Origin of the sequence: Roseomonas sp. E05, from assembly GCF_030063475.1 — a bacterium.
GTDB lineage: Bacteria > Pseudomonadota > Alphaproteobacteria > Acetobacterales > Acetobacteraceae > Pseudoroseomonas.
Window position 1 is genome coordinate 249,941 of the sequence record NZ_JASIRT010000004.1, and the last position, 26,425, is coordinate 276,365.

The 26,425-nt window shown below is 69.5% G+C and carries 25 protein-coding genes and 1 tRNA gene; 8 read left to right on the top strand and 18 right to left on the bottom strand.

Annotation, left to right across the window (positions count from 1 at the left end):
• Positions 1–136: 136 nt before the first annotated feature.
• From QMO56_RS06970 to QMO56_RS06985, 4 genes are all read right to left on the bottom strand, one after another.
• Complete coding sequence (locus tag QMO56_RS06970; protein WP_283524439.1) at positions 137–1,324, bottom strand: GAF domain-containing sensor histidine kinase; 1,188 nt, start codon at positions 1,322–1,324, stop codon at positions 137–139.
• Positions 1,325–1,708: 384 nt separating this feature from the next.
• Positions 1,709–2,551 (bottom strand): bifunctional methylenetetrahydrofolate dehydrogenase/methenyltetrahydrofolate cyclohydrolase FolD, encoded by an 843-nt coding sequence (folD, locus tag QMO56_RS06975; RefSeq protein ID WP_283524441.1) that lies wholly within the window; start codon positions 2,549–2,551, stop codon positions 1,709–1,711.
• Entirely contained in the window at positions 2,548–2,868 is a 321-nt protein-coding gene (locus QMO56_RS06980; protein ID WP_283524443.1) for a DUF167 domain-containing protein, read from the bottom strand. The genes folD and QMO56_RS06980 overlap by 4 nt, the downstream gene beginning before the upstream one ends.
• Positions 2,847–3,140: a YggT family protein gene (locus tag QMO56_RS06985; RefSeq protein WP_283524444.1), complete on the bottom strand. Its 294-nt coding sequence runs from the start codon at positions 3,138–3,140 to the stop codon at positions 2,847–2,849. The genes QMO56_RS06980 and QMO56_RS06985 overlap by 22 nt, the downstream gene beginning before the upstream one ends.
• Positions 3,141–3,250: 110 nt before the next feature.
• Here QMO56_RS06985 and QMO56_RS06990 point away from each other — a divergent pair.
• Positions 3,251–3,326, top strand: a tRNA-Ala gene (locus QMO56_RS06990).
• Positions 3,327–3,444: 118 nt separating this feature from the next.
• Here the strand turns inward: QMO56_RS06990 and QMO56_RS06995 are convergent.
• Positions 3,445–5,535 (bottom strand): methyl-accepting chemotaxis protein, encoded by a 2,091-nt coding sequence (locus QMO56_RS06995; RefSeq protein ID WP_283524446.1) that lies wholly within the window; start codon positions 5,533–5,535, stop codon positions 3,445–3,447.
• Positions 5,536–6,094: 559 nt separating this feature from the next.
• Here QMO56_RS06995 and QMO56_RS07000 point away from each other — a divergent pair.
• Positions 6,095–6,523 carry a VOC family protein gene (locus QMO56_RS07000; protein ID WP_283524447.1) on the top strand — a complete coding sequence of 143 codons (429 nt, stop codon included), beginning with the start codon at positions 6,095–6,097 and terminating at the stop codon, positions 6,521–6,523.
• A gap of 199 nt (positions 6,524–6,722) precedes the next feature.
• On the opposite strand, the gene QMO56_RS07005 is transcribed toward QMO56_RS07000, so the two are convergent.
• The 7 genes from QMO56_RS07005 to rpsT form a co-directional block, all read right to left on the bottom strand.
• Complete coding sequence (locus tag QMO56_RS07005) at positions 6,723–7,787, bottom strand: hypothetical protein (RefSeq protein WP_283524448.1); 1,065 nt, start codon at positions 7,785–7,787, stop codon at positions 6,723–6,725.
• Positions 7,780–8,037, bottom strand: a complete 258-nt coding sequence (locus QMO56_RS07010) for an acyl carrier protein (protein WP_283524450.1) — start codon at positions 8,035–8,037, stop codon at positions 7,780–7,782. The genes QMO56_RS07005 and QMO56_RS07010 overlap by 8 nt, the downstream gene beginning before the upstream one ends.
• Complete coding sequence (locus QMO56_RS07015) at positions 8,034–9,947, bottom strand: HAD-IIIC family phosphatase (protein WP_283524452.1); 1,914 nt, start codon at positions 9,945–9,947, stop codon at positions 8,034–8,036. The genes QMO56_RS07010 and QMO56_RS07015 overlap by 4 nt, the downstream gene beginning before the upstream one ends.
• Positions 9,948–9,955: 8 nt before the next feature.
• Positions 9,956–11,569: an MBOAT family protein gene (locus QMO56_RS07020; RefSeq protein WP_283524454.1), complete on the bottom strand. Its 1,614-nt coding sequence runs from the start codon at positions 11,567–11,569 to the stop codon at positions 9,956–9,958.
• A 239-nt stretch (positions 11,570–11,808) separates the two neighbouring features.
• Positions 11,809–12,762 carry a type I pantothenate kinase gene (gene coaA / locus QMO56_RS07025; RefSeq protein ID WP_283524455.1) on the bottom strand — a complete coding sequence of 318 codons (954 nt, stop codon included), beginning with the start codon at positions 12,760–12,762 and terminating at the stop codon, positions 11,809–11,811.
• 234 nt (positions 12,763–12,996) lie between these two features.
• Positions 12,997–14,451 carry a chromosomal replication initiator protein DnaA gene (dnaA, locus tag QMO56_RS07030; protein WP_283524456.1) on the bottom strand — a complete coding sequence of 485 codons (1,455 nt, stop codon included), beginning with the start codon at positions 14,449–14,451 and terminating at the stop codon, positions 12,997–12,999.
• 354 nt (positions 14,452–14,805) lie between these two features.
• Positions 14,806–15,084: a 30S ribosomal protein S20 gene (rpsT, locus tag QMO56_RS07035; protein WP_283524458.1), complete on the bottom strand. Its 279-nt coding sequence runs from the start codon at positions 15,082–15,084 to the stop codon at positions 14,806–14,808.
• A gap of 250 nt (positions 15,085–15,334) precedes the next feature.
• On the opposite strand from rpsT, the gene QMO56_RS07040 reads away from it, so the two are divergent.
• Entirely contained in the window at positions 15,335–15,685 is a 351-nt protein-coding gene (locus tag QMO56_RS07040) for a RidA family protein (protein ID WP_283524460.1), read from the top strand.
• Positions 15,686–15,818: 133 nt separating this feature from the next.
• Here QMO56_RS07040 and QMO56_RS07045 read toward each other — a convergent pair whose 3' ends face one another.
• The 4 genes from QMO56_RS07045 to QMO56_RS07060 all read right to left on the bottom strand — a co-directional run bounded on the left by QMO56_RS07045 (position 15,819) and on the right by QMO56_RS07060 (position 19,293).
• On the bottom strand, positions 15,819–16,601 hold the full coding sequence (locus QMO56_RS07045; RefSeq protein WP_283524462.1) for an enoyl-CoA hydratase: 783 nt from the start codon (positions 16,599–16,601) through the stop codon (positions 15,819–15,821).
• A 20-nt stretch (positions 16,602–16,621) separates the two neighbouring features.
• Positions 16,622–17,464 (bottom strand): bifunctional DNA-formamidopyrimidine glycosylase/DNA-(apurinic or apyrimidinic site) lyase, encoded by an 843-nt coding sequence (gene mutM / locus QMO56_RS07050; RefSeq protein WP_283524463.1) that lies wholly within the window; start codon positions 17,462–17,464, stop codon positions 16,622–16,624.
• Between the two features lie 89 nt (positions 17,465–17,553).
• A complete protein-coding gene (locus QMO56_RS07055) occupies positions 17,554–18,069 on the bottom strand; it encodes a L,D-transpeptidase (protein WP_283524464.1) in 516 nt (171 codons plus the stop codon).
• Positions 18,070–18,123: 54 nt separating this feature from the next.
• Entirely contained in the window at positions 18,124–19,293 is a 1,170-nt protein-coding gene (locus tag QMO56_RS07060) for a GTP cyclohydrolase II (protein ID WP_283524482.1), read from the bottom strand.
• Positions 19,294–19,574: 281 nt separating this feature from the next.
• Here QMO56_RS07060 and QMO56_RS07065 point away from each other — a divergent pair, with 281 nt between their 5' ends.
• Complete coding sequence (locus tag QMO56_RS07065; RefSeq protein WP_283524466.1) at positions 19,575–20,294, top strand: response regulator transcription factor; 720 nt, start codon at positions 19,575–19,577, stop codon at positions 20,292–20,294.
• Between the two features lie 283 nt (positions 20,295–20,577).
• On the opposite strand, the gene QMO56_RS07070 is transcribed toward QMO56_RS07065, so the two are convergent.
• Complete coding sequence (locus QMO56_RS07070; RefSeq protein ID WP_283524468.1) at positions 20,578–21,864, bottom strand: hypothetical protein; 1,287 nt, start codon at positions 21,862–21,864, stop codon at positions 20,578–20,580.
• Between the two features lie 213 nt (positions 21,865–22,077).
• Between QMO56_RS07070 and QMO56_RS07075 the strand changes: the two genes are divergently transcribed.
• The 3 genes from QMO56_RS07075 to QMO56_RS07085 all read left to right on the top strand — a co-directional run bounded on the left by QMO56_RS07075 (position 22,078) and on the right by QMO56_RS07085 (position 24,736).
• The gene (locus tag QMO56_RS07075) at positions 22,078–22,644 is read left to right on the top strand and encodes a transposase (RefSeq protein ID WP_283524470.1); all 567 of its coding nucleotides are present in this window, start codon (positions 22,078–22,080) and stop codon (positions 22,642–22,644) included.
• 73 nt (positions 22,645–22,717) lie between these two features.
• Complete coding sequence (locus QMO56_RS07080) at positions 22,718–23,953, top strand: argininosuccinate synthase (protein WP_283524471.1); 1,236 nt, start codon at positions 22,718–22,720, stop codon at positions 23,951–23,953.
• A gap of 153 nt (positions 23,954–24,106) precedes the next feature.
• Positions 24,107–24,736, top strand: a complete 630-nt coding sequence (locus QMO56_RS07085) for a hypothetical protein (RefSeq protein ID WP_283524472.1) — start codon at positions 24,107–24,109, stop codon at positions 24,734–24,736.
• Between the two features lie 56 nt (positions 24,737–24,792).
• On the opposite strand, the gene QMO56_RS07090 is transcribed toward QMO56_RS07085, so the two are convergent.
• The gene (locus QMO56_RS07090; RefSeq protein ID WP_283524474.1) at positions 24,793–25,224 is read right to left on the bottom strand and encodes a DoxX family protein; all 432 of its coding nucleotides are present in this window, start codon (positions 25,222–25,224) and stop codon (positions 24,793–24,795) included.
• A gap of 111 nt (positions 25,225–25,335) precedes the next feature.
• Between QMO56_RS07090 and QMO56_RS07095 the strand changes: the two genes are divergently transcribed.
• Positions 25,336–26,304, top strand: a complete 969-nt coding sequence (locus QMO56_RS07095; protein ID WP_283524476.1) for a LysR family transcriptional regulator — start codon at positions 25,336–25,338, stop codon at positions 26,302–26,304.
• Positions 26,305–26,425 lie beyond the last annotated feature (121 nt).

Here is a 26,425-nt window from a genome sequence, read left to right on the forward strand (position 1 = left end):
GGTCGGGGGGAAGGAATTCCCCCCGAACCCCCCATCTTTTTTCTGTCAGCCCGTGCGGCGCGGATGGCACGCTGGCCCCCCGGGCCCTGTCAGGCCAACCGGCGGAGCCGCTCCACCAGAACCGGAGGCCCGCCGCCTACGGGCCGCTTTCGCGGACGAGCGGCACCGAGAATGTGAAGCGGGTCTGCGCAGGAGACGAGATCACGGCGAGCCGGCCACCATGGGCCTTCGCGATCTCGGAGGCGATATAGAGGCCAAGCCCCAGCCCTTCACGATCCGTCCCGGCTTTTCCGCGTGCGAAGGGATGAAAAAGCCGGGCTTGCGCGGCATGCGGGATTTCGGCGCCGCCATTGGAGACCGACAGCGTGAAGATGCCGCCCTCGGCTCTGCACCGGACCTCGATCGGCTGATCGGCCGCGCCATGGGTGAGGGCGTTGCCCAGAAGATTGGAAAGAAGCTGCCCGATTCGGCGCGGGTCGCAGTACAGAAGCGTTGGGTCCCCTGCGCAGGACAGGGTGATCTCCCGGTCGGAATGGCTCAATGCCAGCTCCGCCACGGCCTGGCGCACGAGCGGCTCCATATCGACCAGCTGGAGGTCCAGGGAAAGCCCGCCACCCAGCCTGCCGCGCGCGAAATCGAGAATATTGTCGATCAGCGATGACATGCGGTCGACGCTGCTTTGCATCTGGCCAAGGATCGACCTTGCGCGCTCCGCATCGGTCACAGTCCGCAGCATCGTCACGCCGGCCTGGACCGAGGCCAGCGGATTGCGCAGATCATGGCCCACCACGGCGATGAACTGCTCACGAAGTTCGCCTGCCTCCACCTCCGTCGCGAGCTTCCCCTCCGACAGGGCGAGCTTGTCGGAGGTATCGAGGTGAAATCCCAGCAGATCAGCGAACATCCGGAACGTAGCCTGCACCTCCGGCCTGGCCAGGTCCCGGGGCTCGGGATCGATGGCACAGAGTGTTCCGAAGAAGCGCCCGTCCGCCAGCCGGATCGGCACCGAGATATAGCTTCGAAAGCCATACATGGCCGGCGTGTGATGCCTGCAAAACGCATCATCCGCCATCACGTCGGAGATGATGACGGGCTGCCCAGACTGCCGGATCTCGTGGCAGATCGTGCTCTCAAGCTGAAGCTCGCCGCCGGGCTGCAATCCAAAGCTGATGTGGTCGAGGACGCTGCAGGCGATCCAGCGCTCGTCGGTGACCCGCGCGACCGCGGCGAAGCCCATCCCGGTCAGGCGGCAGACAGTGTCGAGAATCGTCGGAACGATGCCGATCCTGCGGATCGCTTCAACGTCGTCTGCCTGTCGTTCCATGCCCACTTCCCCTGCCAGACTATCCCCCAGAGAGGACGAAGGCGAGATCTGATACGCTTTCTCGGCGGCTGTCCCAAACCGTGCCATCGGGCAATGTCCACTGCCGGGAAGGGCGCGCGAATTCTCCCACAACCGGGCCGGGCGCCGACCGGTTTCTGGAGCGGCCGGTTCCATCATGAGCCTCGCGCCCGGGTCGCCCGCGGTTCTTTCGGGCGGGGCTTCCCCCTGGACAAGGCCGCATCTTGCCCTGCCACGTGTTGTTGAGAGTGCGCAATGGCGTGAAAATCCGGCTGCGTGGACGCGGCGGCCCAAAGGAATGGCGGGGTCCGGGGGGACACTGTCCCCCCGGCGGGGGTCCAGGGGGCGGCGCCCCCTGGCCCATTTTCACCCGCGCCGCGCGATCGCCGCCTCGACGGTGTTCTCCAGCAGGCAGGCGATGGTCATCGGCCCGACGCCGCCCGGCACCGGTGTGATCGCCACCGCCCGCTCCTTCGCGGCGGCGAATTCCACATCCCCCACCAGCCCGCCTTCCGGCCGCCGGTTGATGCCGACATCGATCACCACGGCGCCATCGGCGATCCAGTCGCCCTTCACCATCTCCGGCCGCCCCACGGCGGCGACCAGGATCTCCGCCCGGCGGCATTCGCCGGCCAGGTCCCGCGTGCGGGAATGCGCGATGGTCACGGTGGCGTCGGCCGCGAGCAGCAGCGCCGCCATCGGCTTGCCGACGATGTTGGAGCGCCCCACCACCACCGCCCTTGCCCCGGCGACCGTCACGCGCGCCGCCGCCAGCAGGTGCATCACCCCCTTGGGCGTGCAGGGCACCAGCCCCTTCTGCCCGGTGGCCAGCAGGCCGGCATTCATGGCGTGGAAGCCGTCCACGTCCTTGGCCGGGTCGATCGCGGCCAGCACCCTGGCGGGGTCGATCTGCGGCGGCAGCGGAAGCTGCACCAGGATGCCGTCCACCGCCGGGTCGTCGTTCAGCTGCCGCACCAGGCCGAGCAGCGCCGCCTCGCTGGTCTCCACGGGAAGCTGGATGGTGGCGCTGTCGAGCCCCGCCTGCTGCGCCGCGCGGTCCTTGTTGCGGACATAGACGCCGCTGGCCGGGTCCTCGCCCACCCGCACCACGCGCAGGGCAGGGGTGAAGGGCAGGGCGGCGACCCGCTCGGCGATGCGGCCGCGCAGCGCCGCGGCCACGGCCTTGCCGTCGATGATGCTGGCGGTCATGGCAGGTTCTCCAGTTGCTCGGCGAGGCGGGCGGGGTCGCCCGCGATGCGGCAGGTCTTTTCGCGTGCCGCCGCCCCCTGCACCACCGCGATGGCGGAAGCGGGGACATGCAGGGCCTCGGCCAGCAGGGCGCAGATCGCGCGGTTGGCCCGTCCGTCCTCCGGCGCCGCATGCACCGCGAGCTTCAGGCGGGGGCCGTCCGGGGTCTCCACCCAGCCGCCCAGGCCGGCGCGGCGCGCCTTGGGCTGCGCCTTGACGCGCAGCTCGATGCCGCCTTCGACGGCCCGCCAGCCCCTCAGCGCGCCACCAGCGGCCACAGCGTGGTCCAGAGGAAGATCCGCAGCGCGTAGAGCAGCAGGATCAGGATCATCGGCGAGATGTCGATGCCGCCCATGTTCGGCAGGAATCTGCGGATCGGCCGCAGCGCCGGCTCGGTGAGCTTGTAGAGGAAGTCGGACACCGCCCAGACGAAGCGGTTGCGGGTGTCCAGCACGTTGAAGGCAATCAGCAGGCTGAACACGGCCGCAATGATCAGGGCCCAGACATAGAGGCCAATGGCCTGATCGATCAGCCAGAACACCGCGTACATCGCAATCCCCTTGTCGTGAGGCCTTCATCTACGGAGCCAGGCCAGATGGAGCAAGCGCCACTTGACTTGTTGTGCGGCCTCGGGGATAAGCCCGCCCACCGCGCGAGTGTGGGGCTGTAGCTCAGTTGGGAGAGCGCCTCGTTCGCAATGAGGAGGTCAGGGGTTCGATTCCCCTCAGCTCCACCACCCCGCGCGCGGCACCCCCCTGAACGATCCGGCTGCTGCCCTCCCGAGGCCCCGCCCCTGCGGTGCCGCCTCTCGGCCTTCCCCTGTGCGGGCCGGCCCACTCTCCCCGCTTCGCGCCTCAGGCCGCCTTCACCCGCGCCAGGAAGGCATCCACCTCCTGCTTGAGCTGCGCCGACTGGCCGGAAAGCCCCGAGGCCGCGCTCAGCACCTCCTGGGCCGCGGCGCCGGTTTCATAGGCGCCGGCGCTGACGGCGGTGATGTTCTGCGAGACCGTGTCGGTGGCCTGGGCGGTGCGCTGCACGGTCTGCGCGATCTCCCGCGTCGCCGTGCTCTGCTCCTCGATGGCGGTGGCGATGTTGGCGGTGATGTCGCTGACCGAGCCGATGGTGCCGGCGATCTCCTGGATGGCCTGCACGGCCTTCTGCGTCGCCGCCTGGATCTGCGTGATCTGGCCGCCGATCTCCTCGGTGGCGCGGGTGGTCTGGGTCGCCAGCGACTTCACTTCCGAGGCCACCACGGCGAAGCCCTTGCCGGCCTCGCCGGCGCGCGCCGCCTCGATCGTCGCGTTCAGCGCCAGCAGGTTGGTCTGCCCGGCGATGCTGCTGATCAGCTGCACCACATCGCCGATCCGCTGGGCGCTCTCCGCCAGGGCGCGCACCGTGGCATCGGTGTGCTCGGCGCTGCGCACCGCCTCGGCGGTCACCTCGGTCGCCTGGCCGACCTGCCGGTTGATCTCGCCGATCGAGGCGGTCAGCTGCTCGGCGGCGGCGGCCACCGTCTGCACGCCGCCGCTGGCCTCCTGCGCCGCGGCCGTGACCGCGCCCGCCTGGCCATCCGTCTCCTTGGCGATGCTGCGCATGGAGCCGGCCGTCGCCTCCATCTCCTGCGCGGCGGCGGAGAGGGCGCCCACCCGCTCGCCGATCTGCGCCTGGAAGCCGTCGATCAGCCGGGCCAGCGCCTCGGCGCGCTGCTCCCTGGCGGCCTGGGCGGCCTGCTGCTGGGCGCGCAGCCGGTCGGCGGTGGCCATGTTCTCGCGGAACACGCCGACCGCCGCGGCCATGTCGCCGATCTCGTCCTGGCGGCCGATGCCGGGGATGGCCACCTCCAGGTCATGCGCCGCGAGCTGGCGCATGGCCGAGGTCATGGCGGCCAGCGGCCTGGCCACGCCGCGCAGCACCAGGCCGAAGCCGCCCGCCATCAGCACCAGGGCCGCGGCGAGCGCCAGGCCGTTCAGCACGAGCAGCAGGCGCTTCTCCGCCGCCTGCGCCCTGGCGAGGCTCGCGGTTTCCTGCATGGCGGCGAGCGCCACATCCGCGGCGGCGCCGAGCATGCTGATGTTGCGCCGCTGCAGCTCGGCCAGGGCCATGTCCGGCGCGCCCTTCTCCAGGCTTTGCACCACTTCGGCCACATGGCGGAAGAAGGGCTCCGGGAAGGCCTCGCCGGCCCGGCGGATGGCGTCCGCCACCGGCGGCGCCAGGTCCGCCTGGCCCGCCGCGGCCGCGACCTGCCCCCAGGCGAGCCTGATGCGCCCGCGCTCCTCCGCCAGCGCGAGCTGCGCCGCCTGGTCGAGCGGCGCGCCCTGCGCGAGGCCGGCCTCCGTTCGCAAGGCCATCAGGCCGCCGGAGAGCCGGGCCGACCAGGCGGCGTCCTTCAGGGCCAGCATGCGGTCCACACGGCTGCTCACCAGCCGGATGGTGCCAAGCACCTCGTCATGCGCGGCGAGCAGGCCGTCCAGGTAGGCCTGGCTGGAGCGCGGCGCGGCGGCGGTGATCTCGGCCGCGCGGGCGCTGCGGGGCAGGCGCAGCTGTGCGTCGAGCTGCTGCCGCAGGGCCGCCACGCCCTCCCGGGCCGCGCGCAGGCGTGCCGCCACGGCGGCGGTCTGCGCGCCGCCATCCGCCGCCATCTCCTGCAGCGCGCGCGCCAGCGCGGCATCCGAGTTGCGGCGGAATTCGAGCACCCGGTTCAGGACCGCGGCATCGGCCGGCGCCTCGCCCGCGAGGCCGCCCAGCAGCCCGCCGCGCTCGATCCGGCCTTGCAGCATGGCCTGAAAGAGCTGCTCGCCGATGCTGGTCATCGCCGCCACGCGGCGGGCATCGCCATTGCCCTGCAGCGCGCTGCGGACGCCCAGCGCCGCCAGCACCAGCAGCAGCACCCCCATGCTGCCCAGGATCAGGTCCAGCTTGCGGCGGATCGAGAGCTTCAGCGCCACGAATGGCATCCCTTTTCAAGACGAGCCTCAAGAAAAGGAGAGAATCGTTTCTCATTCCCGAAGCCGCTGTGCCTCACGGCGGCCGAACCGGCGCCTTCGAGGCTGCCCGGCCAAGCCGCGCGGCCGGCCACCAGCAGGCGCCGCTCCTCGCGCTGCAACCGCCCAAGCGGGGCCTCGCCCTTCCGGGCGACGTCCCGCAGGCCGCTGCCGCAGCGGTCGAAGGCCGGCCGGTCCCTCCGCCCTCGCCGCGGTGCTTCTCCGCGGTTTCCGCGGCGCTGCGGGCCAGGGTGAAGGGGCCGAGTCGCGCAGGCAGCAGGGCCAGGGCGGGCCACGCCGACCCGGCCGCTCACCTCCTCCGGCCTGAACGGTGCCGTCCAGCCGGTGGTGCCGTTCCCGAAACCCCGCGGCGAGGCGATCGGCGGCGCATCCCCGCTTCCGCTTCCCCCTGGGCGGGCGGCCGGAATGGCGCCCGGAAATTCCACGCCTCGCCTCGACGCGAAGGGGTTTCCGTGGAAGGGTCGGGGCTTGTCGGACCGACTCTGGACGCCTGGAACAGCGCATGCAATTCGATCATATCGGCGTGGTGGTGAAGACGCTGAAGCGGGGCCGCGACATGCTGGGCCCGCCCCTGCAGATCCGCGCCTGGACCCGGGAATGGGAAGATCCCGTCAACAAGGTCCATGTGCAGTTCGGCTACGACCCGTCCGGGGTCTGCTATGAGCTGATCGCCCCGCTGGGCGAGGAAAGCCCGGTCGCGCTGGCCCTCAAGACCAAGTCCCGCATCCTCAACCATGTCGCCTACCTGGTCGAGGATCTGGCGGCCGAGGGCGAGCGCCTGCGGGACGCGCATTGCCTCCCCATCGCCGAGCCCCAGCCGGCCATCGCCTATGGCGGCCGGCCCATCCAGTTCTTCATGAGCCCGCTCAGCGTCATCATCGAGCTGATCGAGGCGCCCGGGCACAGGCACCAGATCCTGCCGCCGGGCTAGAGCAGACCCCATTCCGATGGCATCATCGGAACGGGTGAAAATGCTCTAAGTGCGCGGGAAATCCCGCGAACTTCGCGGGCAGGACACTAGCGGGGCGGCCGGCCGCGCCCCCGCCCTGGGCCGGAGCGGCTCCCGCTCGCCCCGGCCGCCCTGGCGCGCACCTTCCCGATCAGGTGGAAGCACCTGACCGGGATCTGCCTCAGAGCTTGTTCCGCTCCGTCGCGGTCATCGCGCGCGGCGTGCTGGTCATGCCGGGGTGCAGCGCCTTCACCAGCGCCGCGGTGTAGGTCTTCGCCGCCGACCAGCGCAGATGGATGGCGTCGAAGAAGCCGGCGGGCCCGACCACCTGCGCGGCGTCCCCGTCCCAGAACTCGGCCAGCGAATTGCCCGCCAGGGTCTTGCGGATGCGGTGCGTGAATTCCGTGACGGTCTGCCCCTCCGGATCGCCGCTGGCCTTCCATTCCGGGTTGAGCGGGGTCGAGGCGACCATCAGGCGGCGGCCTTCCTGCTGCAGCCGGGCGCTGAGCCTGCCCAGCGCGTCGAAGCAGGCCGAATCCAGGTTCCGGACCATGCCGTAGAGCGGGGTTTCGCGGTTCCTCCTGGTGTCCAGGGGGCCGCCGCCATAGGGGTCGAAGACCAGCGGGTCCACCCAGTTCTCGCCGCTGCGCTTGGCGGCGATCTCGCGGGCGTTGCGGGCCAGCGAGAGCAGGTCGAAGTAGCGCAGGTAGTAGCCCCAGGGCGTGCCGTGGCCGAGCACGTAGTCCTCGACATCCTCGGCATCGAACAGCGCCGTCCGGGTGGTGGTGCAGTTCTCGAAGTCCTGCGGCGAGGTGATCAGCAGGACGTCCTGGATGCTCGGCCTGCGGTCGAGGAACCAGTCGGCCACGTAGCGGGTCTGGTTGACGCTCAGTCCGCAGAAGGCGCCGTTCAGCGGCTTGGTGGTGGGCGAGTCCTGCACCAGCACGGCGCCGTCGAAATGGCGCCAGGCGACCGAGGAGCCGATCACCAGCAGGTTCGGCTCGCCGATCGGGTGCTGGCGGTGGAAGGCCAGCTTCTCATCGACGCAGATCGAGTTCGAGAAGGCCGGCGGCGGCAGGTTGTCCGTCGCCTTCAGCGTGAACAGCGCGGCGTAGAACAGCGCCAGCGCCCCGAGGGCACTGCCGAAGACGGCCGCCAGGTAGCGCGGCCGCACGACGGGGGGCGGCGGGGCCGCCACCTTCTCCGCCTTCCTGGCGGCGTCGCGCTTAGGGGCAGGTTCATCCATTCCCGACGGCCTCCAGCTTACTGCCGATCAGCTTCACGAAGTCGCCGACATCGTGCAGGGACTCCAGCTCGGCGGTGCGGAAGCGCACGCCGAAGCGCATCTCGGCCGCCACCACCAGGTTCACATGCGCCTGGCTGTCCCAGCCGGGAATGTCATCCGCCTTGGTCTCCGGGTGCAGGGCGATGTCGTCGTCGTCGAACACCTCCTGGAACACCTCGGTCAGGGCGGCGTAGATCTCGGGCTCGGTCATGCGGCTTCAACCTCAATGAAGTGCTCAGGCGCCTGGACGGCGCTGAGTTCGTATCGCCAGAAGGTGGCGCCGGGCTCGGCGCCCTCCGGTGCGGGCATGGGCGTGAAGCCCAGCTTCGCGTAATGCTCCGCCACCATGCCGTTCTTGGCGGTGGGGCGGTATTCGCCGACCAGCGCGGCGGCTCCCTTGCGGGCGGCGTGCCCGGCCACCACGCCGAGCGTCGCCTCCTCCACCTGCCGCCCGAGCACGCGGCAGCTCATCAGCCAGGTGTCGATCAGCAGCTCGTTCGGCGCCAGCGCCGGGTCGGGCCGGGCGATGACGACGCTGATCAGCCCGTTGTCGCCGAAGCGGTCGCGCAGGCGGAAGGCCAGCATCACCGTGCCGGGATCGCTGGAGAAGCGCTCGGTATCGGCCTCGGTGTAGCGGCGGGTGGTCAGGTTGAACTGGTTGGTCTTGTTGATGAGCTGCGTCACGCGCGGCAGCTCGGCGGGGCCGACCGGCTTGGCCAGCATGGTCATCGCCAGGCTGCGCAGGTAGCCCTGCAGGTCGGTCGCCTGCTCCAGCGCCGCGGCGCGCTCGGCGTTCAGCGCGTAGGAGCGGCCGCGCGCCGCGTCGTCCGCGGTGAAGGAGACCGTCTCGAAATAGCCGGCGGCCGCCACGATCTCCGGATAGAAGGCGACGTCCTCCGGCACCTCCGGCACCGCCACCTCCGGCAGCTCGCGGCGGACGATCTCGCGCTCCGCCGGGTTGTCATCGACGAAGACCAGGCTGTCGAGGCCGATGTTCAGCGTCCTGGCGATGTGGCGCAGATTGCCTGCCTTGTCGTTCCAGTTGGCGACGAAGCAGGCGATGTCGCCCCGCCGCAGCGCCATCTCCGGGTGCTTGGCGAAGGCCTCCTCCGCCACCTCCGGGTTGTTCTTGCTGCACACGGCGAGGATGATGCCGCGCCGGCCGAGCGCCGCCGCATAGCGCTGGAAGGCCAGGAAGGCCTCGCCGGTGGCATTCCCCTGGCCGAGCCGGATGCCGTCCAGCCCGTCATCGCCGATGACGCCGCCCCAGAGCGTGTTGTCGAGGTCGAGCACCAGGCACTTGCGCGCCTGCCCCGCCACCGCGGCGGCGACGCGCGCGACGAGGTCGCCATAGAGCGGCGCGGCGGCCGGGCTGACGAGCTGCTTGGCCTGGTGCCAGCGCACCGGGTCGGCCAGCGCGCCGGCCGAGCCGAAATGCGCCGCCTGCCAGGCGAGGTCGAGCAGCAGCACGCCCTCCTCCCGCGCGGCGGCGCGCAGCGCGGTGTTCAGCCGCTCGATCACCGCGGTCGGCGCGGCCGGCACCAGCCCCTCGAAGGAGCCGAAAAGCGGCGGATCGGCCGGCACCAGCGTCTGCTGCACCACCTGCGCGCCGTAGCGCGCCTTGGCCCGGCGCCAGAGGCCGCGCAGCTCCTCCACGCGCGCGGCGACGGCGGCGGCCACCGCCTCCTCGCCCGAGTCGAGCGGCAGGTCGATCGGCGCGTCGCGCGCATCGAGCGCCAGCAGGATGAGCTGCGGGTCGAAGGCGGCCAGCGCCGGGTCCTCGCCCAGCAGCGCCTGCCGGTACATGCCATAGGGCGCGACATGCACGGCGAGCGCCACCCGCCGGTCCAGCCCGGCGACCCGGATGGCCGGCACCAGGTGGTCCACCGTGTGCGAGGCCAGGATGGCCAGCCGCAGCGGCGTCAGCCCGCCCGGCCGGCCCCCGGCGGCGAGGCCCTCCGCCGCCAGCCGGTCGATCCGGCCGGTGGCGGTGAAGTCGCGCCGGAAGCCGGAAAGCCGGATGGCCTCGGCCAGCCGCGCCGCCGGGTCCGGCAGGCGGCGCGCCGCCGAGAGGGCGGCGCCAAGATCGGAATGGGTAGGCAACCAGGCGAGCTGATCCATGATCCGCCTCAGAACTGGAAGTAGAGGAATTCGGTGGGGGCCGCGGACATGGCGCGGGCCAGGGCGAAGAAGCCGAGCACCCCGAGCGCCACGCCATAGGCCATGCTGGGCCGCCAGCTGGCCACCGCCAGCCGCTGCTGCAGCCAGGTCATCTGCGGGCGCCAGTTCAGCGCCGTGCGGTAGTGCCGCAGGAACTGCTGGGTGTTCGGCAGGAACCAGACGATGCCGAGCAGCAGCGCGATCTCCAGGGCAAGGACCGGCCGGAAGAAGGGTCCGGGCTCGAAGGGAATGCCGAGCAACCCGGCGATCGGCGCGATGCCGGGGATGCGCGCGAAGGAGGTCGGCAGCAGCACGCCGTTCAGGCCCACCATGCTGGAGAGCATGCTCAGCGCCGCCTCCATGCTGGGCGCGCGGAAGAAGACGTTGCCGACCACCACGCAGAGGAAGGTCAGCAGCACGGCCGGCACGCGGTGCCGGAGCTTGGTGCTGTCCACCTTCCAGCCCCAGTGCGCCTTCAGCGCCCGCCAGCCCTGCACCACCACCAGGTAGAAGCCGTGCAGCAGGCCGAAGGCCACGAAGGTCCAGCCCGCGCCGTGCCAGATGCCGGAGATCGCCATGGTGACGAGCGTCGGATAGGCGACCAGGGCGAGGAAGGTGCTCACCCCCATCTTGCCGCGCCGCGGCAGCGGCTTGCCAGCGGCGACGCGGGCGCGCGTCACCCGCAGCACGATCGGGTTGTAGAGATAGGCGGTCAGGAAGCGCGTCAGCGTCATGTGCCAGCGCGACCAGAAATCCGCGATGTTGTGCGCCTTGAACGGGCTGTCGAAATTCGGCGGCAGGCTGATGCCGAAGAGCAGCCCGAGGCCGATCGCCATGTCGGTATAGCCGGAGAAGTCGAAATAGAGCTGCATCGTATAGGCGAGGGCGGCGCTCCAGGCGTCGAGCAGCGGCAGCGCCATGCCCCCCTGCGCCGCGGCGAAGACCGGCCCGGCCTCCGCGCCCATCGGGTCGGCGAGGAGCACCTTCTTGGCCAGGCCGAGCACGAAAAGCGTGGCGCCGACGGAGATGTTGTCGATTCGCGGCCGGAAGTTGTCGGCATTGCTGAACTGCGACAGCATCTCCCGGTGGTGCGTGATCGGGCCGGCGATCAGGTGCGGGAAGAAGGTGATGAACAGGCAGTAGTTGAGGAAGTCGTGCTCCACCACCGCGCCGTCATGCGCGTCGCTGAGATAGGCGATCTGCTGGAAGGTGAAGAAGGAGATCGCCAGCGGCAGGATGATGTGCGGCACGTTCCAGTCGAGGCCGAGCGCGCCGTCCAGCGTGCCCACCAGGAAGCCGGTGTACTTGTAGTAGCCCAGCAGCAGCACGTTGCCGGCGATGCCCAGCACCAGCACCAGCTTCGAGGGATGCTTCAGCAGCCAACCGCCCAGCAGGTAGTTGCCGACGATGCTGCCCATCAGCAGCGGCAGGTAGTACGGGTCCCACCAGGCATAGAAGAACAGCGAGGCGAGGGTCAGCCAGACCCCGGCCAGCCTCTGCCGCCCGGTGCCGGCGAACAGGAAGAAGCCCAGGAGCACGACGGGAAGGAACCCAGCGATGAAAATGGCCGAGTTGAACAGCATCGGGCTTAAACCCTTTTGGAGCCGGTATTGCGGGTTGCCCAGCCGGTGGGAGGGGAATTCCGGCTGTGGCGGTCCCCGAGACGATACTCAAAAAATTGTACCGTTCGAACCGTCCAGTTGAGGAATCACGGCCATTTCAAGGCGATTTGCCCGGAAGTAGATAGCCCAAGAGTTATGGGCCGTCGCGGACTGTTTACTTTGCGCCGCAGCCCCTCCGGCGCTGGCCTGAAAGGGCCGATTCACATCCGCCGCAGCCAGATTTCATCCACCGCATGTTGCGGCCCCTTGCGCAGAACCAGCCGCGCCCGCTCGCGTGTCGGTAGAATGTTCTCCCGGAGGTTGCGGAGGTTGATCTCCCGCCAGATCCGCTCCGCCACCGCCACCGCCTCCTCATGCGGCAGGTCCTTGTAGCGGTGGAAATAGGAGCCGGGCTGCTGGAAGGCGGTGCGCTGCAGCAGCAGGAAGCGCTGCACGTACCAGTCGGCGATGGCGCTCTCCTCGGCATCCACATAGACCGAGAAGTCGAAGAAGTCGGAGGCCAGCAGGGTCGCGCCCGCGGCCGCCTGCAGCACGTTCAGCCCCTCGAAGATCAGGATGTCCGGCCGGCGGATCACCTGCTGCTTGCCGGGGACGATGTCGTAGGAAAGGTGCGAATAGACCGGCGCCGCCACCGCCGGCTCGCCCGCCTTCACCGCGCTGAGGAAGGCGATCATCCGCCGGAGGTCGTAGCTCTCCGGGAAGCCCTTGCGCTGCATCAGGCCGCGCTCCTCCAGCACCCGCGTGGGGTAGAGGAAGCCGTCGGTGGTCACCAGCTCCACCTTCGGGTGGTCGGGCCAGCGCGCCAGGATGGCCTGCAGCGCGCGGGCGAAGGTGCTCTTGCCCACCGCCACGCTGCCGGCGATGCCGATGATGTAGGGCGGCAGGGCGGCAGGCTGGCCGAGGAAGGTGTCCTGCACCAGGCCCAGGCCGCGGGCCGCCGCCACATGCAGGTTCAGCAGGCGCGACAGCGGCAGGAAGACGTCCACCACCTCCTCCAGCGAGAGGCGCTCGGTGAGGCCGCGCAGCCCCTCGATGTCGGCGCTGGAGAGCGAAAGGGGGGTATTGGCCCGCAACCCCGCCCATTCCCGGCGCCCGAACTTGCGATAGGCTGCGGTCACCGAAGCCTCCTCGGCCGGAGCGGCAGCGTCATTCATGAGGCAACCTTCCTTGCCGGCCTGGACGTGCCGGCAATTCTGGCATTGCTGCGCTGCGATGCGAAGGTCGGGGGGAAGGAATTCCCCCCCGAACCCCCCTTCTTCCTTTTGCCAGCTTCGGCCATGCCCCTGGCAATGGCTGTCTCTCACGGGCCGCAGCCAGCGCGGCAAAACCGATAAAAAGAAAGAAGTGGGGGTCCGGGGGAGAATTCATTCTCCCCCGGTTCCGCTTCCTCAGTTCTCCAGCATGCGCCGGAGCAGCTCGACATCCTCGGCGAAGGTGCTGTCGGACTGCATCAGCTCCGCCACGCGGGAGACGGCGTGCATGACGGTGGTGTGGTCGCGGTTGCCGAAGCGGCGGCCGATCTCGGGCAGCGAGCGGGAGGTGAGCTGCTTGGCCAGGTACATCGCCACCTGCCGCGGCCGCGCCACGTTGCGCGCCCGCCGGGCGGAGGACATGTCGGTGAGGCGGATGTTGTAGTGCTCCGCCACCTTGCGCTGGATCTCCTCGATGGTCACCCGCCGGTCATGGGCGCGCAGGATGTCGTGCAGCACCTCCTGCGCCGACTCCAGCGTGATCGGCCGGCCGAACAGGTTGGCATGGGCGATCAGCCGGTTCAGCGCGCCCTCCAGCTCGCGGACGTTGGAGGTGATCTTGTGCGCCAGGAACTCCAGCACGCGCGGCGGCACCTCCACCTCGGCCCCTTGCGCCTTGGCCTGCAGGATGGAGATGCGCAGCTCATAGGTGGTGGCGTGGATGTCGGCCACCATGCCGCAGCCGAGCCGCGTCCGCAGCCGGTCCTCCAGCCCCGAGAGGTCGGAGGGCGACTTGTCGGCCGAGACGACGATCTGCTTCCCCGCATCCACCAGCGCGTTGAAGGTGTGGAAGAACTCCTCCTGCGTGTTGTCCTTGCCGATCAGGAACTGCAGGTCGTCGATCATCAGCACGTCGACGGAGCGGAGGCTCTCCTTGAACTCCATGGTGGACTGCGCCCGCAGCGCCGCGATGAAGCGGTACATGAACTTCTCGGCCGACATGTAGGCGACGTTGCGCTGGCCGTTGAAGCTGATCGCCCAGGCGATGGCGTGCATCAGGTGGGTCTTGCCGAGGCCGACGCCGCCATAGAGGAAGAGCGGGTTGAAGCCCGGGCTCGCCGGCTTCTCCGCCACCCGGCGGGCGCAGGCATGGGCGAACTCGTTGGGCTTGCCGACGACGAAGCTGTCGAAGGTGAAGCGCGGGTCGAGCGGCGCCGCCCAGTCGTTGCGCGACTCGGCGCGGTTCTCCGCCCGGGGCGGGGAGGAGAGCGGCTCGGCGAGCGCGAGCGTCGCCTGCTGCGGCCGCGCCACCGGCGCCGCGCCGGCCAGCCCGTCCGCCAGGGCGGTCTCGGGCTCGGGCGCGCGCAGCTCGGGCGCGACGCGGATATCCACCCGGCGCACGCCCAGGTTCTCGGCCGTCCAGAGGCTGCGCAGGCGGTCGCCGTAGTGGCTGCGCACCCAGTCGCGCAGGAAGCGGGTGGGCAGCAGGATGACCGCCTCCTCGCCGTCGATGGCGGAGAGGGTCATCTGGCGCAGCCAGCTGCGATACTCGACCTCGCCCACTTCCTCCCTGAGCCGGCCGCGAATGCGGGCCCAGGCTTCCGTGACCTGCCCGTGGGCAGCGGAAGGGGAAGCGCCGAGCTCTTTCTCCATGCGAAGCACCTGCCACCCTTTTGGCCCTAGGCCAGCCTGATGCATCCCCTTGCGGGGCGGAAGGAACCGATGTGCGGCACGGCCGGTCTGCCCGCTCCGGCCGCGGCCGGAAACAGGTTCAGACATTCCTACCGTGCGCCGCGCGCAGGACGCAAATCACCGATTCGCTTGCGACGCCGGATTCAAGAACAGAACCCATTCGTCGAAAGTCGACCGGTAACGCGGTGATGTAATTGGGTAGTTATGGTCCAGCGCGTGGTCTTTGGAGGCTATCCCCCGCTGCGCCTTTGGCGCAACGGGGACTTAGCGAGAACACGAGATCCGCTGGTCATCCCGCGAAGGAACGCGGGATGTTCAGCCCTGCGCGGTCGCGCCCAGCGCCTTGATCCGGGCGGACAGGCGGGAGAGCTTGCGCGCGACCGTGTTGGCGTGCAGCACGCCCTTGGTCGCGGCGCGCTGCATCTCCGGCTGCGCGTCCTTGAAGGCGCTCTGCGCCGCGGACTTGTCGCCGGAGGCCAGAGCCTTCTCGACCTTGGTGAGGAAAGTGCCGACGCGCGAGCGGCGGGCGCGGTTGCGCTCGTTGCGAGTGGCCGTCTGCCGGATGCGCTTGCGCGCGGAAGCCGTATTCGCCATGGCGGTGTTTCGAACCAGTCGTCTGTGTCTCAGGGACGCGCGGAACCCCTCGGGGTCGCTGCGGGAAGGCGCGGTTTAGCCCCCGTGCAGCGCGAGAGTCAATGGATGCCGGGCCTGGCGCCCCGCGCCGCCGCGGATTCCGGTGGGGCGTTGCCGCCGCGCCGCGCCCGCGGGGTCGGACTCGCCCCGGCTTCCCTCGCGCCTGGCGCGGCGGCAGACTGCCGCCTTCCACCTGGAATGGGATCACCCGATGATTGAACGGATCAACCGCACCCCGATCATGCACCGCGCCGTCGCCCATGGCGGCGTGCTGCATCTCGGCGGCATCGTCGCCGAGAAGCGGGAGGGCGTGGGCATGAAGGGCCAGACCGAGCAGGCCCTGGCGCGCCTCGGGGAGATCCTGGCCAGCGCCGGCAGCGACAGGAGCAAGGTGCTCTCCGCCACCGTCTACGTCACCGACATGGCCGCCAAGGCCGAGATGAACGAGGCCTGGGTGGCGTTCTTCGGCGCCGAGAACCTGCCGGCCCGCGCCACGGTCGGCGTGGCCAACCTGGGCTCGGCGGATACGCTGATCGAAGTCGTCGCCGTCGCCGCGCGGTGAGAAAAAGTCCGGGGGAAGGAATTCCCCCGGACCCCCATCTTTTTTCTTCGAGTCGGCGCCAGCGCTCCGGAAAAACTGACAAGAAGAAGATGCGGGCTCGGGGGAATTCCTTCCCCCGACCTTTTTCTTTTTCTCAGAAGCGGGGCTTCCGCTTCTCCAGGAAGGCCGCCATGCCTTCCTTCTGCCCCTCGGTGCCGAACAGCCCGAGAAAGAGCCGCCGCTCCAGCCGCACCCCCTCGCGCAGCGGCAGCTCGAAGGCGGCGTTCACCGCCTCCTTGGCCATCGCCACGGCCGGGGCGGAAAGGGCGCCGATCTTCTCCGCCAGCGCGACGGCCTCGCCGACCAGCGCCTCCGCCGGCACCACGCGGGCCACCAGCCCGGCGCGCTCGGCCTCCTCGGCGCTCATCATCCGCCCCGTCAGCACCATTTCCATCGCCTTGGACTTGCCGACGGCATGCGTCAGGCGCTGGCTGCCGCCGGCGCCGGGGAGGATGCCGAGATTGATCTCCGGCTGGCCGAACTTCGCCGTCTCCGCGGCCAGGATGATGTCGCACATCATCGCCAGCTCGCAGCCGCCGCCCAGCGCGAAGCCCGCCACCGCGGCGATCACCGGCTTCCGCACCGTCAGCACGGCCTCCCAGTTCGCGCCGATGAAGTCGTGCAGATAGGTCTCGGGGAAGCGGCGGCCCTGCATTTCCTTGATATCGGCCCCGGCCGCGAAGGCGCGCTCGCTGCCGGTCAGCACGATGGCGGCGATGGCCGGGTCGGCGTCGAAGCGGCGCAGCGCCTCGGCCAGCTCCTGCATGAGCTGGTCGCAAAGGGCGTTCAGCGCCGCCGGCCGGTTCAGCCGGATCAGGCCGGCGCGGCCCTGCACCTCGGTCAGGATCATCGCTTCGGCGGGTGTGGCTTCGGACATGGCGCGGCCTCCGGGTTCGTTCAGCGTTGCGTGCGGGCGCAGAAGAAGGTGCTGCGCCCGGATTGCACGATGCGGGCGACGCCCTGGCAAGCCGGCGGTCCCGGGCAGAGCGGGCAGGGGGCCCCCTCCCGGTCATAGACCTGGAAGCGGTCCTGGAAATGCCCCAGCTCGCCATCCGCCTGCACATAGTCGCGCAGACTCGATCCCCCCGCCGCGATCGCCTCGGCCAGCACCGCCTTGATGGCCGGCACCAGCCGCTTGGCGCGGGCGCCGGGAATGGTCTGCGCCAGCCGGCGCGGCGAGATGCCGGCGCGGAACAGCGCCTCCGCCACATAGATGTTGCCCAGCCCCGCCACCACCCCCTGGTCCAGCAGCGCCGCCTTGATCGGCGTCTTCTTCCCCGCCAGCGCCGCCCCCAGCACGCCGGGCGTGAACCCCTCCTCCAGCGGCTCCGGCCCCATGCCCGCCAGCAGCCTGTGGCCATCCTCCGCCGCCGTCGGCACCAGGTCCACGCAGCCGAAGCGGCGCGGATCGACGAAGCCGACCTCCGTGCCGTCATCGGTCTCCAGCGAAAGGTGCTCATGCGCGGGCGGCGGGGCATTGGCGCCGCGCGGCCGCGCCACCATCCGCCCCGACATGCCGAGATGGATCAGCGCCGAGTCGCCGCCCGAGAGCCGCATCAGCATGTACTTGCCGCGCCGCCGGAAACCCTCCACCCGCGCGCCCGTCAGGCGGCCGACGAGCCCGGCGGGGAAGGGCCAGCGCATGCCCTCCCGGTTGGTGGCGGCGCGGGTGATGGTGCGGCCCTCCAGCACGGCGGCCAGGCCACGCATCACGGTCTCGACTTCGGGAAGCTCGGGCATAGGCGTCCTGCGGCGGAAACAAGGCCGGGGGAAGGAATTCCCCCGGACCCCCATCTTTTTTCTGTCAGTTCAGCAGAGATGGGACGCGCTCAGCCGGCATCCACCACCTCGAAGCCGGTGACGCCCGCCGCCAGCAACGCCCGCAACTCCCCGGCCTCCAGGGCGATGCAGCCCTCCGTCGGCGGATAGCCGGGCCGGGCGAGGTGCAGGAAAATCGCGCTGCCCCGGCCCCGCACCACCGGCGCGTCGTTCCAGCCCAGCACGCCGATGACGTCATAGACATGGTCCTGCCGCCACAGCTCCTCATGATGCGCGTCATGCGGTAGCCGAATGGCCGTGTTGTAGGCGGGATGGGAGGAGTCGTCGCACCACCCGTCATTCCGCGCGATCGGCTCCACCGGCACCGCGCAGACGGGCGCCGGCCCCCGATCGGCACGGTAGAGCACCCGCCGCAGCGGCAGCAGCCCGACCGGCGTGGCCCCATCCCCCTCCACCTTGTCCCGCCGCACCCCGCCCTTGCCCAGGGCGCAGCGCCAGGTGGCGCCGCGCAGCACCACGCGGCCATCGGGAAAGACGGAGGCGATCAGCGAGTCGGGACGAATCATGCCGCCCAGCATGGCGCCGCCGCGCGCCGTGGCAAGAGACCCGCAGACAAGGCCTCAGCGCAACAGGTGCCCGAACCGCTCCGCCTTGGTCTCCAGATACTTGTCGTTCACGCCATTGGCCGCGAAGCGATGCGCCTCCCGCCCCTCCACGGCGATCCCGCAGGCGGCAAGCCCGGCCATCTTGTCCGGATTGTTGGTCAGCAGCCGCACCCGCGGAATGCCCAGCGCCCGCAGCATGGTCGCCGCCACCAGGAACCCGCGCTCATCGGCCCCATACCCCAGCGCCCGGTTGGCATCCAGCGTATCCAGCCCCTGGTCCTGCAGCGTATAGGCCCGCAGCTTGTTCACCAGCCCGATGCCGCGCCCCTCCTGCGCCAGATAGAGCAGCACCCCGGCGCCCTCCTCCCCCATGCGCCGGATCGCGCCGCGCAACTGCGGCCCGCAGTCGCAGCGCAGGCTGCCCAGCAGGTCCCCGGTGAAGCACTCCGAATGCGCCCGCACCAGCGGCGCCCCCCCGGCCTCCGCCAGCCTCTCCGGCTCGCCGACCAGGATCGCCAGATGCTCGATCCCCCCATCCGCGGCCCGGAACGCCACGATCCGCGCGTCCCGCGCATCCTCCAGCGGCACCCGCGCCTCGGCGACACGGGCCAGCGTGGTGGCGGCCGTGGCGGGATAGGCCAGCACATCCGCCGCCGGCACACGCAGCAGCCCCAGCTTGGCCGCCGCCGTGGCACGCGCCGGCGCGGCCACCAGCGCCGGCAGCAGCCGCCCCAGCTTCGCCAGCGCCAGCGCGGCCGGCGCCAGCGCGGGCGGTGGAATCAGCTCGGGCATCTCGGGCAGCAGCCGCTCGGCCACCGGGTCCGCCAGCCGCCGCAGGCTGGCCGGCTCCAGCAGGGCAGGGGAAAGCCGCAGCGCCGCCACCCCCTCCTCCAGCTTCCGCCCCTCCGCCCGGCCCGGCGGCACCGCCGCGATCGGCCGCTGCAGCACGGCCGCCGCCCGCACCGGCGCCAGCAGCAGCACCGGCGGCGCCAGCGCGACGGCGCCGATCTCCGCCAGCCCCCGCGCCCCCACCACCTCGGCCGCCGCCGCCACCAGCGGCCCCTGCGGCCCCTCGATCAACACCGGCGTGCCACGGCGCAGGTCGCTCGCCGCCCGATGCACCGCGCGCAGGGTCAAGGCCGCCTCATCCGGCACGGGGAGTCCGATTTCCGGATCGTGCCCCATGTCCGGCGCGACATTTCCTGTGCTGGTCATCCCATCGCTTCCCGTCGGCTTTCCGGTAATCTGGTCGTGCAGACCCCCATCTGGCAATGTGGCCTCGTCTTTGGGGTTGCCATCCCCCGCTTTTCATCAGAAAAATCAATCTTTGGATGCTCTCGAAGGTGTGCCAGCACTTGCCCGATGGCCCGCCTGCCGTCACGATAAGGCTTGATAGCCTTTCGGTCGGAAACCCCATTCCGGAAGGGTGACGCCCTGTCTTTCCACTGGCTAGGTCGAGAAAGCGCATGACTGGCCCGCGGCCAATCCTGATCGTGGATGATGACGACGCCCTGCGCGCCACATTGTCCGAACAACTGGCGCTGGATGGTGAATTCGCGCCCGCCGAGGCTGCCTCCTCCGCGGAGGCTGCGGAGCAGCTCCTCGCCGGGGACGCCCGCTTCGACGCCGTGCTGCTCGATATCGGCCTCCCCGATGGCGACGGCCGTGACCTCTGCGCACGCCTGCGTCAGCAGGGCGTGAAACTCCCCATCATCATGCTGACCGGCGCCGACGCCGAGCAGGACGTGGTGCGCGGCCTCGACGCCGGCGCCAACGACTACATCGCCAAGCCCTTCCGGGTCGGCGAGCTGCTCGCGCGCCTGCGCGCCCAGCTCCGGGTGTTCGACAACTCCGAGGACGCCGTCTTCGTCATCGGCCCCTACACCTTCCGCCCCTCCGCCAAGCTCCTGCTCGAGCCGGTCAAGAACCGCAAGATCCGCCTGACCGAGAAGGAAGCGGCGATCCTGAAGTTCCTCTACCGCGCCGGCGGCCGCCCCGTCGCCCGCCAGATCCTCCTCAACGAGGTCTGGGGCTACAACGCCGCCGTCACCACCCACACGCTGGAGACGCACATCTACCGCCTCCGGCAGAAGATCGAGCCCGATCCGGCCAACGCCTGCCTCCTCCTCACCGAGGGCGGCGGCTACCGCCTCGACCCCCAGGCCGGCCGCGCCGCCGCCGCCTGAGGGGGATCGCGCCGCTCAGACCGAACGAAGCCGGGCCGGATAGGCCCGGCTTTTTTCATGCGCGCTTCTTTCTGGCCGCCCGCCTGCCCGGGGGAAGGCGCCGCCTTCCCCCGGACCCCCATCCGCCAGGAGGCTGAGCCTCCTGGACCTGCCTTTGGTGCCACTGTTTGGTAGGACCGGGGCTTCTCTCTCCGCGAAGCAGTTTGCGAGCAGCCTAATTGCGATCTTTATCGCTTTGGTATCCGACATCCCTCTATAAGGATGTCGATATGATGGCCTTGTCTCAGAAGCTTTGTTTCTTCTGATCGAGGTGGTGTTTCACTAGCCAACCCTGACCTGTTACCTGGATGGTTTTGCGCCTCTTATCGCCTTCGTCTTGAGTGCTTACTAGTAGATTAACACTTTCCAGGTCGCGGATGTGCGGGCGAATAGCCTGCACACTAGAAAAGCCAAAATCTGCGAAGTCGCCTGGGCTAAATAGAACCTTTTCGCAAGCGGTCTGGAAAACTTCGAGGGGTTTGGGCCGAAGCTGAGCGCGCGCAGCCTCGAAAACTTCAGCCGCCTGATTACTAAGCCACATATCAAACGTTTCTTCTTTATCAACATCTGTGGTTGGTGCAATGCGGTCAAACATCCATTGGCAGTACTCGTCCGCCTGATTCAAGACGCTCCGGAGATTGCCGTGAAGTACTTGATAAAGATTTTCGAAAGACCGAGTCGTCAACGGCAGATAGGGAGTTTCGCCATGACGCGCGTAGCCCAAAATCCGGCTTTGCAGTAGATCGCCAACGTGTTCGCCACCGATTTCGCTGATTTCAATTGGCTTATGTAGGTAGCCATCGAGCCTTGGTGACGAGACGACGCCAAAAATGATGCCCAGCGAGCCACACAAAACCCAACGTAGCCCTGGAATATTAAATAGCTCATCGCGCAGTTGCTCGAGCTTGGTCCGGGCTGTCTCGGACGACTGAAGCAATTCGAGATTGTCGATTGTGCATACAACGCCGCCAGCCTCAGGGTCTGGAAAAATCTGCTCCAGCCAAGCTATTACGGCCTTCTTCAAGCCACTCTTTTCAAAACCAGTGCCAGTATTGGTTTCTTGCTGTATTCCGGCTTGGACGACCCAAGCGCCTCCCTGAAAAGAGACAAGTTGCGGCTTGTTCAACCAACGATCGAGTTCTTTCGTCTGTAGCCAGTGGCCATGAACCATGATTGGCTCTGCCGCTTGAATCAGCGTTTGCGCCACTTCCATTAGGACCGCAAGTATGAACTCCTGCAGGTCGCGATTAGGGTCAAGTTGGAAAACTTTGCGACAAGGTATAAAGAGGGCGCCTTCACCTGTCGTCACATGCCTATTGAAGAGCTTGTACGAAGCGACATTGACTACACTCGTCTTGCCGACACCATTCAAGCCTTCAATAGTGGGCATCTTTCCTGACGTCTCGATCTTGCCCATCAACGACCTCAGAGCAGCATCTCGGCCGACCAACAGGCGTGCGCCCTGTTCTGAGGGAGGCAGAGGCGAGGTTTGAAAAGGAGCCGAACGAAAACCCCAGTCGGTATAGCTCATCCTTCCCTCCTCATACGCCAGCCAGTCGTTACCGTTGAAATTTGCAGGCGGAAAGAGGCGGATTTAGCCATCACGAGGGGTAGCAGATTAAGGCCAGGATAAGCTTGTCCTGAGGCGCGTATCCCTCAGGCAAAGTCCGCATTTTGTTTCTCTCACTTGACAAAAGGACTAAATTCCTACCACCCTCCCGCTCCCCCTTCCGGAGCGGCCCCCATGTCCCGCCTCACCCCCCGAACCCCCTGGACCCCGCTCTCCGACGCCTCCTGGGCCGCCCTCCAGCCTTTCCTCCCGGCCCTCTCCCCCCAGGGCCGCCGCACGGCCGATCCGCGCGCCCGGCTGGATGCCATCTTCCACCTCGCCCACCAGCCCGGCGCCCCGTGGAAATCCCTCGCGGAGCACCACGGCAAGCCGGATACCGTCTCCCGGTTCTTCCGCCGCCTCACCCATGCCGGCGTCTGGCATGCGCTGCTCCGCGCCCTCGCCAAGGCCCCGCCCAACCATCCGCTCCGCGCCCTGGAATATGCCATCTGCCGCGCCTGCCGCCGCGCCGCGCGCCTCGGCGGCCTGCCGCTCATCCTCCTGATCCGCCGTCTCGGCCTGCGCTCGGCGCTGGATGCGCCCCCCTGGCTCCTGCCCGATCCGCTTTTGTCCGAAACCCTCCTTCGCCTCCCCCTCGGCCCCCGCACCCCGCCCGAGGCGCTCCGCAGCCTCCTCCGCCTCGCCCGCGCCGCCGCCGGAAGGGCGCGGATTCCCCGTTCCGTCCGCCTCGCCTGGTCATGATCGCCTTGCCCGCGCCGCCGCGCTGCGGCAAACCCCAGCGGAATTCGCTCCTTGGGAAAAGGAACCCGGCGCAATGGCGGTGAAGGACGTGAAGAAGGTGGTTCTCGCCTATTCGGGCGGGCTCGACACCTCCGTCATCCTGAAATGGCTGCAGACCACCTACCGCTGTGAGGTGGTGACCTTCACCGCCGATCTCGGCCAGGGTGAGGAGCTCGGCCCGGCGCGGGACAAGGCCCGCCTCCTCGGCATCAGGGAGGAGAACATCTTCATCGACGACCTGCGCGAGGAGTTCACGCGGGATTTCGTCTTCCCCATGTTCCGCGCCAACGCGCTCTATGAGGGCTGCTACCTCCTCGGCACCTCCATCGCGCGGCCCCTGATCGCCAAGCGCCAGATCGAGATCGCCGAGAAGGTCGGCGCCGATGCCGTCGCCCACGGCGCCACCGGCAAGGGCAACGACCAGGTCCGCTTCGAGATCGGCTACTATTCCCTGAAGCCGGACGTGAAGGTCATCGCCCCCTGGCGCGAATGGGACCTCACCAGCCGCACCCGCCTGCTGGAATTCGCCGAGGCCAACCAGATCCCCATCGCCAAGGACAAGCGCGGCGAGGCCCCCTTCAGCGTGGACGCCAACCTCCTGCACAGCAGCAGCGAGGGCAAGGTGCTGGAGGACCCCTGGCAGGAGCCGCCCGAGACCGTCTGGCAGCGCACCATCCGCCCGGAGGACGCGCCCGACACCCCCACCGAGATCACCATGGAGTTCGAGCGCGGCGACGCGGTCGCCATCAACGGCGAGCGCCTCTCCCCCGCCTCCCTGCTCACCAAGCTGAACGAGCTCGGCCGCGCCAACGGCATCGGCCGCCTGGATCTCGTGGAGAACCGCTTCGTCGGCATGAAGTCCCGCGGCTGCTACGAGACCCCCGGCGGCACCATCCTGCACGTCGCCCACCGCGCCATCGAGAGCATCACCCTGGACCGTGAGGTGGCCCACCTCAAGGACAGCCTGATGCCCCGCTATGCCGAGCTGATCTACAACGGCTTCTGGTTCGCCCCCGAGCGCCGCATGATCCAGGCCATGGTGGACGAGAGCCAGGCCAGCGTCAGCGGCACCGTCCGCCTGAAGCTCTACAAGGGCAACACCATCGTCACCGGCCGCCAGTCGCCCAACAGCCTCTACTCCATGAAGTACGTCACCTTCGAGGAGGACCAGGGCGCCTACGACCAGTTCGACGCCCAGGGCTTCATCAAGCTGAACGCCCTGCGCCTGCGCCTCGGCGCCATGGCCGGCCGCAAGGGCGGCGCCCTCTGATGCGCCGCGGGCCGTGGGCGAGGGCAACCTCTCCCGCGGCCCGCCCCCTGCCGCGCCGCGTCCGAAACCCCCCTCCACCCCTCGCGTTGTTCCGCCACGAGCCGCGGCCGACCCGGCCGGCGGCAGAACAAAGCAGCGAAGGAGGAGGCGCGCATGATCCGTCTTCCGACCACGATCGCGGCCGCGGGCCTGGCGCTGGCCATTGGCGCTCCCCTGGCCCACGCCCAGACCGGCACCTACGGCACGGCGGGCTACGGAACCCAGGAATCACCGACCCAGCTTGGCGGCGCCGTGCAGAACGGCGTCGGCCCGTCCAGCACCCGCCTGCCGGACAGCCGCACCCCTGGCGGCGGCGCCTACGGCAGCAGCGGCATGTCCGGCAGCAGTATCCCCGGTGGCGGCAGCAGCGGCATGTCGGGTGGCGGCACGATGGGCGGCAACATGCCCGGCGGCAGCGGCATGCCGGGTGGCGGCACGATGGGCGGCAACATGCCCGGCGGCAGCGGCATGCCGGGTGGCGGCATGATGGGCGGCAACATGCCCGGCGGCAGCGGCATGCCGGGTGGCGGCATGATGGGCGGCAACATGTCCGGGGGCAGCGGCATGCCGGGTGGCGGTATGAGCCCGTCTGGCGGCATGCGCGGCGGCACCGGTATGGGGTCTTCGTCCCTCCAGGGCCTGAACCTGCCGCAGCAGAACGTTGGCAACGGCGCCTACAACGGCGGCGGCTTGGTTCTCGAACAGATGCCGGATGGCACCATGCGGCCCGTCTCGCCGCGGTAGCCCTTTGCCGGATCGCCGGGCGGGGTGCTCCCCGCCCGGCGCACTCGCCTGCCTGCTCAGGCGGTCTGCGGCCGGCGGGCGTGGCCGAGCAGCCGCGCCGGGTCCAGCGCCCAGGCGCCGGCGCCCAGGCCCGCCTGCACGAGGAGCGCGGCGATCCAGAACACCGGGAACTCCCATCCGCCGCCCGGCCGGCTGAACACCCAGCCATTGCCGATATGCTGCAGCGTGGCGCCGATCAGGATGGGCACCGCGAGCAGCGAGACCAGCCGCGTCCAGAGGCCGAGCACCAGCGCGATGCCGGCCGCCGTCTCCGTCAGCGCGACCACGGCGCCGAGGAGGGGCGGGAAGCCCAGGCTGCCGAAATAGCCCATCGTGCCGGCGAGGCCGAAGGTCAGGATCTTCATCAGGAAGCCGTGCGCCAGGAACATCACGCCGAGGCTGACGCGCAGCAGCAGGGCGGCATAGGGGGCAGTGCGGGAATCGAGCATGGATCGCTCTCCAGGAGGCCTGCGGCCGGGGTGGCCGCCATGCCCTCCTGTAGTCCTGCACCGGCGGCCGCTTCCAACCGCGATCGGAAACGGCCATCATTGGCTGCATCAATGACGGACCTGGCCCGGCTCGACCTCAACCTGCTGCGGGTGTTCGACGCGGTGGCGCGCGAGCGGCATGTCACGCGCGCGGCGCAGCGGCTGAACCTGTCGCAGCCTGCCGTCTCCAACGCGCTCGCCCGGCTGCGCACCACCCTGCAGGACGAGCTGTTCCTGCGCCGCCCCGGCGGGGTGGAGCCGACCGCGCTTGCCCTCTCGCTGATGCAGCCGGTGGCCGAGGTGCTGGACCGGCTCCGCGATGCGCTGGCCGTGCATGCACCCTTCGAGCCGGCCAGCGCCACGCGCGTCTTCCCGATCGGCCTCTCGGAATATGCCGAAGCGGTGCTGGCGCCTCCCCTGCTGGCCCGGATGGCCGCCGAGGCGCCGGGCTGCCTGCTCGCCATCCGCCATGCCGACCGCACCAATGCCATGGCCCTGCTGGAGCAGGACGCGGTGCAACTGGCGGTGGGCATGCTGCCGGAGCCGCCCGCCCTCTATACCCGGCTGCGCCTGCTGCCCGAGATCTTCCTGACGCTGATGCGGGCCGACCATTCCCTGGCCGAGGGGCCGATGACGCCGGAGCGCTTCGCCGCCTGGCCCCATCTGCTGCATTCCCCGAACGGATCGCGCGAGGGGGCGCTGGACGAACCGATGCGGCAGGCCGGGCATCCGCGCCGCCTGGGGGCGGTGGTGGCGCATCTCTCGGCCGTGCCCGGCATCCTGAAGCGCACCGACATGGTGATGGCGCTGACCGCCCGCCTGGCCATGCAACTGGCCGAGGCGCATGGGCTCGCCTTGCGATCCTGCCCGGTGGCGATCCCGCACACGCGCCTCTCCCTGATCTTTCCGCGCCGGCTGGAGGCGGATCAGGGCCACGCCTGGCTGCGTCGCCTGCTCCTGGCGGTGGCGCGCGAGGCGACGGAGGGCTGTGACCGCATCAAGGCCCTGCAACAGGGTCTGGTGCTCGCCGCGGACGACTAGGCGGTGGTGACGATTTCCTGATCTGAGGGATTCCGCTGCTGAGCGGGGCGTGATTCAAGGCTGGCTTTTGGAGGCTGGCCTGGATGAGCGCGGACCCGGATGCGTTGCGCGATGACCAGTG